The organism is Lactobacillus sp. LL6, from assembly GCF_007570935.1.
Lineage (GTDB): Bacteria > Bacillota > Bacilli > Lactobacillales > Lactobacillaceae > Lactobacillus.
The window spans coordinates 217,915-233,429 of the sequence record NZ_VLLR01000001.1; the positions used below are offsets into that span (position 1 = coordinate 217,915).

General features: G+C 31.3%; 17 protein-coding genes. All 17 read left to right on the forward strand.

The window, feature by feature from the left end; genetic code table 11:
* Window positions 1–2: 2 nt before the first annotated feature.
* The 17 genes from FOD82_RS01035 to FOD82_RS01115 all read left to right on the forward strand — a co-directional run bounded on the left by FOD82_RS01035 (window position 3) and on the right by FOD82_RS01115 (window position 15,477).
* Complete coding sequence (locus tag FOD82_RS01035) at window positions 3–461, forward strand: PTS sugar transporter subunit IIA (protein ID WP_144354660.1); 459 nt, start codon at window positions 3–5, stop codon at window positions 459–461.
* A 14-nt stretch (window positions 462–475) separates the two neighbouring features.
* On the forward strand, window positions 476–1,819 hold the full coding sequence (locus FOD82_RS01040; RefSeq protein WP_144354661.1) for a PTS transporter subunit IIC: 1,344 nt from the start codon (window positions 476–478) through the stop codon (window positions 1,817–1,819).
* 23 nt (window positions 1,820–1,842) lie between these two features.
* Window positions 1,843–2,127: a PTS sugar transporter subunit IIB gene (locus FOD82_RS01045; RefSeq protein ID WP_186277697.1), complete on the forward strand. Its 285-nt coding sequence runs from the start codon at window positions 1,843–1,845 to the stop codon at window positions 2,125–2,127.
* Between the two features lie 2 nt (window positions 2,128–2,129).
* A complete protein-coding gene (locus tag FOD82_RS01050; RefSeq protein WP_144354663.1) occupies window positions 2,130–2,963 on the forward strand; it encodes a class II fructose-bisphosphate aldolase in 834 nt (277 codons plus the stop codon).
* 14 nt (window positions 2,964–2,977) lie between these two features.
* Window positions 2,978–3,652 (forward strand): triose-phosphate isomerase, encoded by a 675-nt coding sequence (locus tag FOD82_RS01055; protein WP_144354664.1) that lies wholly within the window; start codon window positions 2,978–2,980, stop codon window positions 3,650–3,652.
* An 11-nt stretch (window positions 3,653–3,663) separates the two neighbouring features.
* A complete protein-coding gene (locus FOD82_RS01060; protein ID WP_144354665.1) occupies window positions 3,664–4,128 on the forward strand; it encodes a YjbQ family protein in 465 nt (154 codons plus the stop codon).
* A 375-nt stretch (window positions 4,129–4,503) separates the two neighbouring features.
* The gene (locus FOD82_RS01065) at window positions 4,504–5,148 is read left to right on the forward strand and encodes a helix-turn-helix transcriptional regulator (RefSeq protein ID WP_144354666.1); all 645 of its coding nucleotides are present in this window, start codon (window positions 4,504–4,506) and stop codon (window positions 5,146–5,148) included.
* Between the two features lie 141 nt (window positions 5,149–5,289).
* Entirely contained in the window at window positions 5,290–6,198 is a 909-nt protein-coding gene (locus tag FOD82_RS01070; protein WP_144354667.1) for an Abi family protein, read from the forward strand.
* A gap of 420 nt (window positions 6,199–6,618) precedes the next feature.
* Window positions 6,619–7,062, forward strand: a complete 444-nt coding sequence (locus FOD82_RS01075; protein WP_144354668.1) for a LytTR family DNA-binding domain-containing protein — start codon at window positions 6,619–6,621, stop codon at window positions 7,060–7,062.
* Window positions 7,059–7,472: a DUF3021 domain-containing protein gene (locus FOD82_RS01080; RefSeq protein WP_144354669.1), complete on the forward strand. Its 414-nt coding sequence runs from the start codon at window positions 7,059–7,061 to the stop codon at window positions 7,470–7,472. The genes FOD82_RS01075 and FOD82_RS01080 overlap by 4 nt, the downstream gene beginning before the upstream one ends.
* A 134-nt stretch (window positions 7,473–7,606) precedes the next feature.
* Window positions 7,607–9,784 (forward strand): glycoside hydrolase family 68 protein, encoded by a 2,178-nt coding sequence (locus FOD82_RS01085; protein ID WP_144354670.1) that lies wholly within the window; start codon window positions 7,607–7,609, stop codon window positions 9,782–9,784.
* A 102-nt stretch (window positions 9,785–9,886) separates the two neighbouring features.
* Window positions 9,887–10,966 carry a fibronectin type III domain-containing protein gene (locus tag FOD82_RS01090; RefSeq protein ID WP_144354671.1) on the forward strand — a complete coding sequence of 360 codons (1,080 nt, stop codon included), beginning with the start codon at window positions 9,887–9,889 and terminating at the stop codon, window positions 10,964–10,966.
* 221 nt (window positions 10,967–11,187) lie between these two features.
* Complete coding sequence (locus tag FOD82_RS01095; RefSeq protein WP_242450188.1) at window positions 11,188–12,162, forward strand: Abi family protein; 975 nt, start codon at window positions 11,188–11,190, stop codon at window positions 12,160–12,162.
* A 162-nt stretch (window positions 12,163–12,324) separates the two neighbouring features.
* Window positions 12,325–12,669, forward strand: a complete 345-nt coding sequence (locus tag FOD82_RS01100; protein ID WP_144354673.1) for a hypothetical protein — start codon at window positions 12,325–12,327, stop codon at window positions 12,667–12,669.
* A gap of 9 nt (window positions 12,670–12,678) precedes the next feature.
* Window positions 12,679–13,383, forward strand: coding sequence for a hypothetical protein (locus FOD82_RS01105; protein WP_144354674.1), 705 nt, complete (start codon window positions 12,679–12,681; stop codon window positions 13,381–13,383).
* Window positions 13,380–14,234 carry a DNA/RNA non-specific endonuclease gene (locus FOD82_RS01110; protein WP_242450212.1) on the forward strand — a complete coding sequence of 285 codons (855 nt, stop codon included), beginning with the start codon at window positions 13,380–13,382 and terminating at the stop codon, window positions 14,232–14,234. The genes FOD82_RS01105 and FOD82_RS01110 overlap by 4 nt, the downstream gene beginning before the upstream one ends.
* 220 nt (window positions 14,235–14,454) lie before the next feature.
* Complete coding sequence (locus tag FOD82_RS01115; RefSeq protein ID WP_144354676.1) at window positions 14,455–15,477, forward strand: serine hydrolase domain-containing protein; 1,023 nt, start codon at window positions 14,455–14,457, stop codon at window positions 15,475–15,477.
* Window positions 15,478–15,515: the final 38 nt, after the last annotated feature.

Below are 15,515 nucleotides of genomic sequence, written 5' to 3' on the forward strand. Positions count from 1 at the left end.
AAGTGAAAATCAATAAAGAGTTATTTTCAGAAGATGTTCTATTGTTTCATCAAGATGTGAGAAATAAAGATGAACTATTTGCTACTTTAAATGGACACCTTCAAAAAAATAATGTAGTAAATGATGGCTTTTTGAAGGCAATTAAGAAACGCGAAGAAAATTTTCCAACAGGATTAAATCTTGAATCAGGAGTTGGAGTAGCGATCCCACATACTGATCCTGAATATGTTAATAAAGATCAGATTGGTTTTATTTCATTGAATAAACCGATTGAGTTTAAACAAATGGGAAGTGATACTGAAAAAGTTCAAGTAAAGATGGTTTTTATTCTTTGTTTAAAGGAAGCACATAAGCAGTTGGATATGTTGCAAAATTTAATGACTATATTTGGGAATTCACAAATGGTAAAGAATCTATATGAATGCAAGTCCAAAGATAAATTTTTAAACTTAATTAGTTAGGAAGTGAAATAAAAATGGGAGTAGTTCAATGGATTATTAATTTGGGTGCAAGTGTATTTCTACCTATTTTACTTTTTGTTTTTGGTTTATGCTTAAAGATTAAACCAGGCAAAGCTTTTAAAGCCGGGTTAACTGTTGGTGTTGGTTTTGTAGGATTGAATTTAGTTATTGGATTACTTGGTGACCAATTAGGGCCGGCTACTAAGATGATGATTGCAAATTATCATTTACATTTGCGAACAATTGATATTGGTTGGCCAGCTGCTTCAGCTATTGCTTATGGAACTGCATTAGGTGTGATGGCAATTCCAATTGGAATTGTAACCAACTTGATTTTATTGGCTTTAGGGTTAACTAGAACTGTTGATGTTGACCTTTGGAATTATTGGCACGTAGCATTTGCTGGTTCAATTATTTATCTTTTAACCAATGATATGTGGCTTGGAATTTTTTCGATGGTTGTAGTAACGATGTTCATTTATTTCTTTGCAGATTTAAGTGCACCGAAAGTTCAAGAATACTATGGTCTTGATGGCATTTCATTCCCACATGGGTTATCAGCTCCAGGTTATGTATTTGCGTTGCCATTTAAATGGGTTTTTGATAGAATTCCTGGTTTTAATAAAGTTCATGTTAATGCAGAAACAGTTCAAAATAAATTAGGGGTCTTTGGTGATATTACTGTTATGGGTGCAATTATTGGATTTGTAATTGGACTTCTTGCTCATATGGAACTAGGAAAGATTTTACAATTATCGGTAAATATGGCCGCAGTAATGATGCTTATGCCTAGAATGGTATCACTTTTAATGGAAGGTTTGACTCCAATCTCTGATGCTGCAAACAGTATGGTTCAAAAGCACTTTCCAGGTAAGAAGTTATACATTGGTATGGATTCAGCCTTAGCTATCGGACAAGAAAGTGTTCTTTCTGCCTCACTTATCTTAGTTCCAATAACTCTGTTTTTAGCAGTTATTTTGCCTGGTAACCAAGTATTACCATTTATGGACTTAGCAACTTTACCATATTTCTTCGCATTGTTTGCCGCAGTATTTGATGGTGATATCTTGAAGACGATTATTGCTGGTGCAGTTGATATTGTGGTTAGTTTGTATGTTGCCACTTGGGCTGCTCCAGTTATTACCAAATTAGCTAAGCTTGCACACTTCAACATGCAAGGTTATAGTTCAATCTCTGTTCTTAGTGATGGTGGTTTATGGACTAACTTTATTTACTTAATGACTGGTGAAAAGTTCCATTGGATCGGTATGTTTGTATTATTTGTGATTGCTCTTGGTTGTCTTATTTGGCTTAAGAATCGTGATTCTAAGCAAACTCCAGAAAAATCAGAAGCATAAGTTTATAGAAAGAAGAATTTATTATGAAAAAGTTAATGGTTATGTGTGGTAGTGGTGTTGCTACATCAACAGTTGTAATGGGAAAATTAAAAGCATGGTTATCAGATCAAGGTTTAGATAAAAAAGTTACTTTATACCAAAGTAAGGTTGCTGAAGAAGTAAATCACTTAGATGATTATGATGTAATTGTTTCCACAACTCTTGTCCCAGACAATGTTAAGGATAAGGTTATCAATGGGGTTCCACTTTTAACTGGTGTTGGTGCAAGCAACGTTTATGATAAGATCAAGGAAGAAATTGAGGCATAAAAATGTTAGTTTCATCTAAAGATTATTTAGAAGATGCTAGAAAAAATCATTATGCATTCCCACATTTTAATTATTGGGATAGTAATTCAATCAGAGCTGAAATTAAGGCTGCAGAAGAGCTAAAATTACCGGTAATTTTGGCTTGGGCTGAAAAGCATTCTCCAGAGATTGGTATGGAAGATGCGTTAGTACTTGGAAAATACTTTGGCTCAAAAGCAAAAGTACCTGTGATTTTACACCTTGATCATGGTGTAACTCCTGAATTAGTTAAAAAAGGAGTTGATGAAGGATTTACTTCTGTAATGATTGATGCTTCTGATAAAGATTTTGATACTAATGTAGCTATTACCCAAGAAATAGTTGAATATGCACATGCACGTGGAGTGGTAGTTGAAGCAGAGATTGGACATGTTGGAACTAATTCAACTGAAGATGACAGTAAATATACTGAAGTTGATGCTGCTAAAGAATTTGCTCAAAGAACCCAAGTTGATTCTCTTGCCATATCAATTGGTACTTCTCATGGTGTTTATAAAACTGGAACTCCTAAGTTAAACTTTGATAGATTAGCTGAACTGAGAAATGCATTAAGTATTCCTTTAGTATTACACGGAGGTTCATCTTCAGGGAATGAAAACTTACGAAAAGCTGCAGAATTAGGAATAACTAAGGTCAATATTTATACAGATTTAGCTATGGCCTCACTTCATGCAACTCAAAAGAAGACTTTTACAACTGAGCCAGAGATGGCTGCTGCTCAAAGAAAAGCTATCGAAGATTTAAGTAAACATTATTATGATGTGTTTGAAACTAATAAGTATGTTTACCAAGTTTAGTTAGGAGAAATAATATGAAGATTAGAAAACCGTTTTTCATTGTTAATCCTAAATCATATTTATATGGCGATAAAGCTATAAAATTAGCTAAAATTTCTGATAAATTAGCTAAAAAGTACGATATTGATTGCATTTTTACCGGTCAATTAGTAGATTTACCTGAAATTGCAAAAGAAACTAAAAATTTAATTATTACTGCTCAACATATGGATTTTTTAACGCCGGGTAGAGGCATGGGACATGTTCTTCCTGAAGCATTAGTTAATCAGGGAATCCAAGCGGTTGTATTAAATCATGCCGAAAAGCCTTTGACCATAGCTGAACTTGATATGACAATTAAAAGGGCTAAAGAAGTTGGATTACTTACTATTACTTGTTCAGATACAGTAGAACAATGTCGTGCAATTGCTGAGCTTAATCCTGATGTAATGATTTGTGAACCAGATAGTTTAATTGGGACAGGTAATAGTAGTAATGAAGATTATATTCGTACTACAACTGAAGCTGTAAGAGAAGTAAATCCTAATATTTTAATTATGCAAGCCGCAGGTGTAAGTACCGGTGACGATGTTGAAAAAATTATGAAGCTTGGAGCTGATGGTACTGGTGGTACCAGTGGAATTATTAAAGCACCAAGTTGGAAAGATAAAATTTCAGAAATGATGTCAGCTTTAGTTAAATTTAAATAAGAAGGCAAACTATGAAAATTTATCAAGAAGATATTAAAGTAAAAACAACTTCACGAATAACTTATGACAATATTACTGATAAAGTTAAGGAAATTGTTAAAAAATCTGAAGTTAAAAATGGTTTGGTTTTAGTACAAACTTCACATACTACATGTTCGGTGTTGTTTGAAGAATTTGTTCATGATAAAGATTTTAATGGGGATGAATTTTTACAAGTTGATTTGAATAATATTTTAGATAATTTGGTCCCTCGTGAATTATCTGAAAATACAAATTATCGTTACCCAGGTCCTAAGCACATAGAGTTTTTGCAAAAACTTGCTAAAGAAAATCCAGATTATCCAGCAGATCCGGGGACTATCTTGAATGGGGATGCACATATTAGAGGTTCTCTGTTTGGAGGTAATCAAACTTTTGCTATTAAAGATGGTGAGATGTTGACTGGTTCAGTTGGTTATATTTATTTTGTGGATTAGGACCAGAATCGTGACCGTAATCGTACATGTCATGTATTGGTTATGGGAGAATAAAAGTTAAAAAGCAAATATCCATTCATTAGGAAAGTCTTGAGCTGTGATGGCTTAAGGCTTTTTTGTTTTATATAATTTATAGTCTTCCTTGTAACGTTTATAGCATAATGATTAGTAGGTAAAATATTAATAAAAAGGCTAAAATATAGGTTTTTAAACATATAAAAATTACGTAAAAAGGGGAAAAACGGTAAAAAAGATATTGATTTTAGATTGTTTTTAAATTTTATCTTAATAGAAATGTATCGACTTTAGTATAAATTGAGTATTTATTTTAAGTAATTATCTTTTTAAAATATTGTTATAAGGAGTGAGGTTATTATGACTGATTTAAATAATGAGATTGGTAAAAGAATTGCAATGATTAGAAAAGTAAAGCATCTAACTCAAGCTAAATTAGGCGATAAAATAGGTGTATCGTATCAAATAATTGGTAAATGTGAACGGGGAGAACGTGAATTAACGGCAATTGAACTTAGTGATATTGCTAATGTTTTAAATGTTCCTCAAGAATTTATTACAAATGGTATTCCCGAATCAATAGAGAAAAAAGATTTTATTTTACTCGATAAAGAGAGTCTTTATGAAAAGGGATACCAAAATAGAGCGAGAGAACAAGCAATTGCTTATCATGCTGAATTAATTTTAAATCTATGGGATATTTTTCAATATTATATTCCGGAATACTTATATTCTAATGGGCGTGAGAAAGAAAATTATCGAAGATTAAAAGGTAGTCTAAGAAATGTAGCAAATAAAATTCGTAGAAATAAATATGTAACAAGTGATAATGTGGATCTGGTTCAAAAGTTAGTACAACAACTTGCTGAAACTTTTTTATTTTTGATAATTGATTATGAAAAATTAGATATAAAGAATCATCTTAAACCTGTTCATTTTAGTGAAAAGTTGCATTCTGATATAACTAGTAATGGTTATTATTTAGGAATGATTTTTGGATTTTAAAAATAGTATGATATAAATAGTTTTAAAAGAGCATAAGTTTTAAATTTAAATAATACTAATTTGGGTAAAAAATTATAAATTAAGTTATGTAACTTAGTAAACAAGATGATTAGTATGCTTTAATAAGTTTTTGGTGACAATATGAATGATAAAAAATTATCCTTTGATGAACAAATTGAATGGCTAAAGAATCATAATGTTAAGATTCAAAATGAAAGTGAATGTGGAGAATATTTAAAATATAAGACTTATTTTTATAAGATTATAGGTTTTATTAAGTCGTTTAATTGTGATGAAAATATTGAGATAACTACTTTTGAGCAATTAGTTGATATTGCTAGCATAGATATGGAATTGAGATATTTCTTATTGAGAGTTTGCTTGGATGTTGAACATTGGATAAGAGCATATATACTTAGAATTATTACCAATAATCCAGAAGAAGATGGATATCACATTGTTCAGAAAGTTTTATCAAGAGACGAGAATCCAGTTGAATTTAAGCAAAAATTATTTTCAAGTGTTAGTTATATTGATGAAAATGGTGAGTTTCAAGTTCAACCAGAATATAAAGAAGTATTTGATAATCCACCGATTTGGACTGTAATGGAAGTATGTAGTTTTGGAAAATTAAGATCTTTTGTTGAATATTTAAGTGAAGAGCGTCCTAATAATCATGATTTAGCTCAGATAAAGTATTGCTTTAAATATATAAATAAACTTCGAAATTATTGTGCTCATAATCGAAAAATTATAACTGGTAGAATTTACTATACTCATAACTTACGTGTACCTCATGTGTTATTTAGTACTCTTAGAAGTGATAGGTTCGATAAGGAAGATATAAAAACAGAAGCATTATTACAAATAATGTTAGTAATACGAATGCATAAAAAATTATGCAGTTCTATTTCTAATTCTTATCGTAAAGATGAATTTGAAAATTTGTTAAAAAGGATAGATAGAGAAAAAGAATGGTATGACGATACAGTATTTGAAGGTTTTTTCACGGGATTAAAGAAAATCTATATGATTTATTGGAATCGATAATGAAAAACATTGCTTTTTTCCAATTTGCTTGTTAAACTAATTATAGAAAATATGGCAACAGCCGCTTCTATTCTTTATTAAGAGTAGTTGCAATGGTAAGGAGCTACGCTAAGGTGTAGCTCCTTATTTTTATACTAAAGGAACAATTATATTATGCCAACAAAATACTACACAAGTGGCGACATATAGAGTAAACTTTTGTGAAATTATAAGAGGCACTTCTGTATAAAGTATCTTAGCAATGAATAATACAAGATTGAAATAATAAATAAAAGAATTAAAAAAATATACCAGCGCTAAAGCTTTTAGATAAGTTTTAGCGCTATTTTTTAACCGATTATTGCTTAAAATATACCGTTAACTAGATAAATTATTATTTCTTTTATAAATTTAATATACTTAATTACGAAAGGAGAAAAAATGAAGTTTAAACTATCAATTAATTCTGATAAAGAAGAATTTGTACATGCACAATTACATCATGAAAGCTTATTTAGTGATCAGCTAAAAAGATTTGTTCAAAATAGTGATAATATCCAATCAATTATCGCTTTTGATAAAGAGGGTAATTTGATTAATCTATATTTTAACGAAATTGCATTAGTTACTATTATTGAAAATAGAATTTATGCTTTGACTGTTAATCAAGAAAAATTACTTTTAAAAGAACGTCTTTATCAAGTGGCAGAAAAATTACCAAATTTCTTTTGGAAAATTAATAAATCAAGTATTATTAATCGCTTTGAAATCAAAAAGTTTACTGTAAATCATGGAGCTGGAATCAATGTGGTTTTAAAAAATGGAGTTAGTGATTATGTTTCTCGGCGGTGTTTTAGAAAAATTAGAAAGGAGCTTCAAAAATGAAAAACTTTTGGAAACACTTTTTTATAAATGGTCTGATGGGGATGGGCTTTGGTCCAATTATTTTAACTACAGTGTATTTTTTTCTAAAAATAAATCATGTAATTAGTGTTTTAACGGTTGATGAAGTAAATCTAGCGATTATTTCTGCTTTAATTATTACTTTTGTTCAAGGAAGTAGCATGACAATATTTCGAATAGAAAAATTATCTCTAGGTAAAGCTACTTTAATTCAATCTCTACTAATTTATTTCACTTTGATTTTTGTCTATCTTATTAATAAGTGGATTAAATTTACTTTTGTTGAAGTTTTAATTTTTACTATTATATATTGGGTTAGTTATCTAATTATTTGGTTAAGTATTTACTTAAATATTCGTAGACAAATAAAAAATGCTAATTTAAAGTTATAAAATTAAACTATTTTAGGATTGTATTATTGAAAATCTTATTTAGCTTTTAATTTTCTAATAAAAGATACCGTATTCAATCTTTATTTTCTATATATCCATGTTATAATACAAAGTATTGTCATTAGGAGGAAAATATGATTATTAATAAGAAGTCATCACTGTTAACATTCATCTCAACAGCTGCGTTATTAGCGTTGTTCAATAATAGCACTAGCCAAACAGTTCATGCTGATACTGTTAAGGGTGCAGATGTTGTTCAAACTAATAATCAAAATAATAAAGAAACTCAAAAAACTGTTGCTGATTCTAAGACCACCACTAATAATGTAGCTACTCAAAAGCAAAATGAGGGAGTAAGAACACCCACTCAAACCACTACAAATAAGGAATCTAAGACTGAAACTAATAAAACTACTACAGTAAATCCTAAAGCTACAGTGAATACTGATAAAGCTGCAACTAATACTACTGCAACTGAAGCTACTAAAACTACTAAAACTACTAAAGAAATCACACCAACTAAGGAAGATTCAAAGACTGATACCACCACTCAAGATTTGAATAATAATACAGCTCAAACTGACAAGAATGATGTAGAAGTTGATATTGATGTTCAACCAGCTAATGAACCTACTGTAGGTAATGTGGTTTTACCAGATACTGTGCATAGTAATGGTGACAAGGTTAACTTAGTACCATCAACTTCAACTAGTTCTGATACTCAAACAGATAAAAAAGAAGAGCCTAAAATCAAGTTAAGTAGTTCAGCTTTAGAAGTATTAGCTGATGCTGAAATTAGTCTTAGTTCTTTAACTAAGGATCAAATTGAACAAATTAATAAGATTGATTTCAAAGGAAGCAATCCAGACAATAGCACTAAGTGGACTTATGCACAATACGCTGGTGTTGCTAATAAGATGCTTAAGCAAAACAAGAAGTACCGTGTTCCTTACTTCAATGCGAAGCTTATGAAGAATATGCCAGCTCTTAGAACTCGTGATGCTCAAACTGGAAAAGTTGAAACACTTGAAATTTGGGATGCTTGGCCAGTTCAAGACGCTAAGACTATGAGGGTAGCTAATTATAAGGGTTACCAATTAATGATTGCCATGATGGGTATTCCAAAGCAAAACGATGCTCACATTTATTTGTTATACAATAAGTACAATGATAACAACTTCAGTCACTGGAAGACAGCTGGAGCAATTTTTGGCTACAAAGCTACTCCAAAGCATCAAGAGTGGTCAGGTTCAGCTACTGTTAATAAAAATGGTACAATTCAATTATTTTACACAGATGTAGACACTACTGAAAATACTAACCATCAAAAGATTTCAACTGTTAATTTGAAGTTGAATGTAAATAAGAAGAAAAACAAGATTACAATTGCTAAGAGAAGCAATCGTCATGTGATTTTTGAAGGTGATGGTGCATATTACCAAACTTATGATCAATGGAAGTCAACTAATAAAGGTGCCGATAACATTGCAATGCGTGATGCACACGTTATTGAAGTTAAAGGACGCCGCTATTTAGTATTTGAAGCTTCAACTGGTGATCATAACTATCAAGGTGCTGATCAAATTTATAACTGGCAAAATTACGGCGGAACTAGTAAAGAAGCAATTAATAACTTCTTAAAGATTACTTCTAATGCTGATATGACAAGTCGTGGAACTTGGGCTAATGCAGCTATTGGTATTATTGAATTAACTAAGAATGAAAATAATCCTAAAGTTGCTAAAGTAATGGCACCACTTGTTACTAGTTTAATGGTTTCTGACGAAATTGAACGTGCCAATGTAGTTCCGTTAAATGGAAAATACTACTTGTTTGCTACTACTCGTCTTAACCGTGGTACTGGTGATGATTTATGGCAAGAAGCAGATAAGCAAATCGGTGACAACGTTGCTATGCTTGGTTGGGTGTCAGATCATCTTGATTATGGTTACAAACCACTTAATGGAGATGGTACTGTATTAGTTGCAAGTGTGCCATTTAACTGGAGAACTTCAACTTATTCTTACTATGCTGTTCCAGTAAAAGGTAGCAAAAACGAATTACTTGTTAATGCTTATATGACTAACCGTGGTATGGCTGCTGGAGAAGGTAAGATTTCAACTTTATCTCCTTCATTCATTATTAAAGTTAACGGTGATAAGACTTCAGTAGTTCAAAAAGCCACCAACCAAGGTGATTGGGTATACGATAAGAAGAGCGTTAACAAGAAGATGCTTGTTAAAACCATTAAGGGTGCACATCTTAAAGGTGAACCAACTGATCGCAGTATGTTAAAAACTCAAAAAGCTTAATTAATAAGGTCATGTTTTCAATATGAAAACGTGCCTTTTTTATTTCCTAGGAAATAATAGATTTTTTGGTAAAATAAAGATAAAAAATATTAGGAGAATAATATGAAAAAGAAAAGCATTATTACATTTATAGCGACTAGCTTAGTTGTGTTAGGATTAGCTAGTCAAAATGCATCTGCAGCAACTACATCGCAATTGCCAATGGATACCGCTGTAACAGTCCAAAAAGATAAAACTTATAAACTTTACTTTAAGCAAGCTGGACGTTTGCGAGTAAAGAATGGTACTCAAGTTTCTTTGAAAAATAATAAAACTTGGAATTGGACACTAGAACCTTATAGCGCTGGCAAAAACTATACTGAATATTATCTTCGTAAAGGAACTTATTATTTAACTGCTGATAGTTCTGCTAAGATTTCTATGAATTTTGTTGCTCTAACTAAGATTAGAAAAAACTTGGAAACTTTTGGTGAAACAAGAAAACACAATAATAATGCACCATCAACAGCTAATAAGATTCAATTAGGACAAGCTATTAAAGGCTTCACCTTAATGTACAATTATGATAATCCAGATTATTATACTTTTACTTTAACTAAACCTCAAAAAGTAACGATGGATATTAGTAATTCACCTATTTATCAAAAGAGCAAGCATAATATCACTACCAAAATGCGTGTTTCAATTTCAACTGGTCTTTCAAGTATTGGTACGACTTTAACTCCAAGTTATGTTGATATCAATGGTCGAACTAATAAGAAAATTACTTGGTATCTTGCAAAAGGTACTTATACTATAGATTTAGCTAATTTATATGGACGCTATAATTTCCAGTTAACTGGGTCAGAAGATACCGACAATAATATCCCTGCCGAAACTGAAATCAAGTCTATTAAGAAAACTAGTGCAGGACTAGAAGTTTCACTAAAAGAAGCTGCAAACGCTGACTATTATCGTGTTGTTTGGCGACAAAAAGGAACTAAATCTGCAGTAAGTGAACAAGCAAGTTCAACTCTTACTGTGACCATTCCATTTAGTAAATTAAAAAATGATACTACTTATGAATTTGCTGCTCAAGGAATCCATGGCGAAAACTATGTGAACTATGGTAGTACTATGAATCATGATTACTATTATGGTCCAATGACTGATTGGAGTTATTATTCTTATAAAGAAGATTAATAATCAATAAGACCACATTTTCTAATAGAAGATGTGGTTTTTATGTAAAAATAGTAAATGTGTATGGTTTAAATAATTTGGTTCTGATAAACTATAATTAACTGTTGTCAGTTGACTATAATTTGATTTGTAGTAGAATGAGGGTAAAGGAAGAGCGGCAGATACTCTACGGAGCCTGTTGCGGAAATACCCTCGTTTCTACTAGAAATGAGGGTGTTTTTGTGCAAAAAGAATTCAAAACGATTGAAGAACAGATTCAAATATTAAAAAGTCGTGGTCTTTTAATTCCTAACCTTGATAAAGCAAAAAAATATTTACTTTCTAATAATTACTATAATATTATTAATGGGTATAGCAAACCGTTTCTCGAACGTCATAATGTATACTTAGAAAATGCCACATTTGATGAAGTCAGTCATCTTTATTTTTTTGATAAAGAATGTAAACAAACTTTATTTCAGGCAATTTTAGATGCTGAACATCATTTGAAATCTAGTTTTGCATACCATTTTGCTGAAATGCATCAAAACAATACAGAAGCGTATCTTGATGTAAATTCTTATAATCATGAATATAGCTTAGATATTGCTTATATTATTACCAAATTAAAAAAAGTTATTGATAAAAATAAACGATTTAATAATAACTCTATTTATCACTATTATCATAATTATGGTGAAATTCCTATTTGGGTGTTAATTGATTTTTTAGATTTTGGAACTTTATTTAATTTAATAAAAATTAGTCCTATCCAACTTCAAAATAAAATTGCGCGTGATATGACTGAATTTATTCAAAAAAATAATCCGAATTTTTCTGAACATTTTCCACCAGCTGTTATGGTTTCTTTTATTAAAAATATTCATGAATTGAGAAATATTTGTGCGCATAATAAGCGATTGATTTATTTTAAATGTAGATCTGCCGAAAAGTATTTTGCTCCTATTCATGATAAATATGGCATTTCGAGAACTGATCAAAGAGAATTAAAAAGTGTTTATACTACTTTTGTTAGTTTACAATGCTTTATTAGTGATACTGAGTTTTCAAAGTTAAATAATACCTTGCGTCAACGAATGAGAAAAATACTAAAAAATCATATTACTTCAATTAATATTAATAATATTGTTGAATTGTTAGGTTTTCCAAACAATTGGTATGAATTATCATCATTACCTCAACATGCTATAGATTAGATTATTATAAACAACTGTAAGACATAATCATATCAAGTATGTCTTATTTTTTTGTCTCAAAAATTCAACAAAAAAGTCTTTTTAATGAAAAATCACTTCATAAAATCAAGAAAAAGTGTAAAATTTTAAAATGTAATATTGATTTTTTGGGAGGAAAAGAAAATGAAAATAAAAAGATTATTGGTAGCATTGATGGTGAGCTTATCAATGACAGTGGGAGTAATTGGTATTGAGCAAACTATTAATCATAATGATGCACAAGTCGTAAATGCAGCTAAAAGAAGACATAGAAGACGTACACGTAAAACTCACAAGAAACGCACTCATCATTATGTTGATCGCACCAAGATTTATACTTCAATTCGTCCAGTAATTATTGGCAATAGAAAATCACATATCTATCATGTTTATCGCCAACATAGTTATCGCATGAATCGCGGAAATGCAGTTTATTTCAAGTCTGAAGCTGCAGCACGTGCCGCTGGTTACCGTAAGTCATTGAGATAGGTGGCGAGTATGCAAAAATTTTGGAATATTATTCGCTGGATTCTTTTTTGGTATTATTTGATTCCATATTATCTGCTTAAGAAGTACGTTTTTCGTGGAAAACATCAAATTGCTTGGTCAAGTATTGGATCATTAGTAGTTGTTTTTGCATTATTTGTGACATGGATGAACAGTATTTCAGATGATAGTGAAAGTGCTGAAAGTGCATCAAGACCGCGGGTTCATTATGTTGTAAAAAAGGTAGGAAAAGCTGAACTTGCTAGTGCTAAAGCTAAAAATAAACTCTTAGCAAAAGAAGAAGCTAAAAAAGAAGCTGAATATGAAAAGCTCAAAGATGAATTAGATTCACAAAAAGAAAAAGAGCAAGAGCAAAAAGAAAAAAAACAAGCGGAAAAAGAAAAAGCTGAGGAAGCAGCAAAAAAGCAAAAATCAGAAGAACAAAGAGCTGCAAGAAGAGCTGCAAAACAAAAGCGCGAAGCCGAAGATACTCAAAAGTTAGATGATGATTCTGATAATGATTCTGATTCTGGTACTGGAGCTGGTCGCGGAGGCGATATGAATACTGCCGAAACCGGTAAAATTGTTGGAAATGTCAATTCCCACATTTATCACACTCCAGATCAAGCTGGCTACAGAATGAATTCTGCAAATGCGGTTTACTTTGATTCAGAACAAGATGCAATTAATGCAGGTTATCGAAAGGCTAAGAGATAATGAAGAAAAAGTTTTTAGTAATTGCTTCAAGTTGTCTGGTCCTTTTTGGTTTAGTTGGATATAATAAGCAGCTTGTTGAAGGACCAGTTTTTGCAAAAGATAAAATCATCACCAAGTATAAGTATGATAGAAGTGATGAAAAAAAGGCAGCAAAAATTGAAGCTGATAATAGTAAAAAAGAAAAACATATTCAATCTTTAGATAAGAAGATTGCAAGCTTAAGAAAGCAACTTAAAAAATATTCTGGTGCTCATGCTGTTGAGTCAGTTAGTCAGGCAAAACTTGCAAATTTAACTTACTCTGGTCAAAATGTAATTACTGTTAACAACAATGATCCCGAATTTTCGAAGAGTGACTTAAGTACAAGCCAAGGTGCTTGGCAGCGTTATGGCAATCTTGATAATCAAAATAGAGTTACTGCAGCCAATGCGCTCCTTAATCAATCGTTAATGCCAACTTCTAAGCGTGAACCTTTGCATGTTAATCCCACGGGGTGGCATAATAAGCGGATTGCTAGTGGCTGGATTTACAATCGCTGCCACTTGATTGGTTATCAGTTAACTGGTCAGAATAACAATTTAAAAAATTTGATGACAGGAACTCGTCAATTGAATGATCCTGATATGCTTCGCTATGAAAATGAAGTAGCTGATTATATTAAAGAAAGCTCAAAGAACTATGTTCGCTATCGTGTAACGCCTATTTTTAGAGGAAGTGAACTTTTAGCGCGCGGTATTGAGATGGAAGGACAATCTATTTCTTCAAATAGAGTTCACTTTAATGTGTATATTTTTAATGTTCAAGATGGTATTAAGTTGAATTACACAGATGGAACAAGTCGAATAGGATAATGAAAAAGCTCAAGTTAAACTTGGGCTTTTTTGTTTTTCTTTCTAAATGTGCGATTTTTGCAATAATTATAACATGAATTGACGACTATTATTACCAAAATGGCGATTTGGTAATAATTAGGCGCATGGTTACCGTTCTTTCTAACCAAAATTACATTTCCTAGGAAATAAATTCGGGTGTAAAATAGTTCTATGAATTATTAAACCAAGGACTTATATAATGAAGAAAAAATTTCTAATCTTAATAGGATTATTGCTAGTAGCATATATAGTAGGATTCATTGCGTTTAGACCGCAGACTAATCCAAACGCTACAGCTCCAATTCTTACACAAGAACAAATTAATCAAATTCAAAAAACAGTTAAAGAATCGAACTTTAAAGGAAATATTACCGTTTATAAAGATCGTAAAAAAGCATGGCAACTAACAACAGCAAATAATCCTAATTCTGCCTATTTGATAAATTCTACGCAAAAAATTTTTACTGCAGGTCTTGTGATGCAGCAGGTTGATGCTCATAAGTTGGATTTGAATGCTAAATTGAATCAATTTTATCCAAATATCCCCGGTGGAGATAAGATAAGTGTGATGAATTTGCTGGAAATGACTAGCGGTCTGACAGCATCTGCACTAGGAAATTCTCCTTATCAAAATGATGATGATAATGTTAATAAATTGATTTCAAGTTTAAATTTTGATCAAAATAAACTAGGACAATGGGATTATCAAGATGTTAATTATGCATTGCTCAGTCATATTTTAGAAAAAGCAACAGGTCAAAGTTATGAGCAGCTTTTTAATAATATGTATACTAATCCTTTGAAGCTAAATTATACTGGTTTTATGTGGAATGATAATGCAACTAGAACTAGAATTCAGCTTGCTCCAGCCACTAAGCCTGTTGATATGGATGCAATTCATGGTTTGCTTGGTGCAGGAAGTGTAGCAATGTCAAACGATAATTTATATACTGCCACTGAAGGACTTCTTGATGAAAAACTCCTCTCAGATAATAGTCGGGTTGTGATTTATGGTACGGGAAATAATTCACCGCACTATCGGGGAGGTTTTTATGATAATGGATCTTACTTTAGTGCTAATGGCGCAGGTTATAATTATTTTACATTTTTACGAATTTCTAAAGATGGGAAAGATGCTGTGATTTTTCAAACTAATACTGGTGGTAATTTTAATGATTTGTCTAATAGAATTACTCAAATTTATAAAAATATTGCGCAATAGAAAAAGACCTAAGCCTGCCGATGCAGAATTAGGTCTTT

Bases quoted from the DNA above. Each gene is read 5' to 3' on its own strand.
- FOD82_RS01085 (WP_144354670.1), top strand. From the start codon at position 7,607: ATGATTATTAATAAGAAGTCATCACTGTTAACATTCATCTCAACAGCT.
- FOD82_RS01090 (WP_144354671.1), top strand. From the start codon at position 9,887: ATGAAAAAGAAAAGCATTATTACATTTATAGCGACTAGCTTAGTTGTG.
- FOD82_RS01060 (WP_144354665.1), top strand. From the start codon at position 3,664: ATGAAAATTTATCAAGAAGATATTAAAGTAAAAACAACTTCACGAATA.
- FOD82_RS01070 (WP_144354667.1), top strand. From the start codon at position 5,290: ATGAATGATAAAAAATTATCCTTTGATGAACAAATTGAATGGCTAAAG.
- FOD82_RS01045 (WP_186277697.1), top strand. From the start codon at position 1,843: ATGAAAAAGTTAATGGTTATGTGTGGTAGTGGTGTTGCTACATCAACA.
- FOD82_RS01105 (WP_144354674.1), top strand. From the start codon at position 12,679: ATGCAAAAATTTTGGAATATTATTCGCTGGATTCTTTTTTGGTATTAT.
- FOD82_RS01065 (WP_144354666.1), top strand. From the start codon at position 4,504: ATGACTGATTTAAATAATGAGATTGGTAAAAGAATTGCAATGATTAGA.
- FOD82_RS01115 (WP_144354676.1), top strand. From the start codon at position 14,455: ATGAAGAAAAAATTTCTAATCTTAATAGGATTATTGCTAGTAGCATAT.
- FOD82_RS01050 (WP_144354663.1), top strand. From the start codon at position 2,130: ATGTTAGTTTCATCTAAAGATTATTTAGAAGATGCTAGAAAAAATCAT.
- FOD82_RS01075 (WP_144354668.1), top strand. From the start codon at position 6,619: ATGAAGTTTAAACTATCAATTAATTCTGATAAAGAAGAATTTGTACAT.
- FOD82_RS01040 (WP_144354661.1), top strand. From the start codon at position 476: ATGGGAGTAGTTCAATGGATTATTAATTTGGGTGCAAGTGTATTTCTA.
- FOD82_RS01055 (WP_144354664.1), top strand. From the start codon at position 2,978: ATGAAGATTAGAAAACCGTTTTTCATTGTTAATCCTAAATCATATTTA.
- FOD82_RS01080 (WP_144354669.1), top strand. From the start codon at position 7,059: ATGAAAAACTTTTGGAAACACTTTTTTATAAATGGTCTGATGGGGATG.
- FOD82_RS01100 (WP_144354673.1), top strand. From the start codon at position 12,325: ATGAAAATAAAAAGATTATTGGTAGCATTGATGGTGAGCTTATCAATG.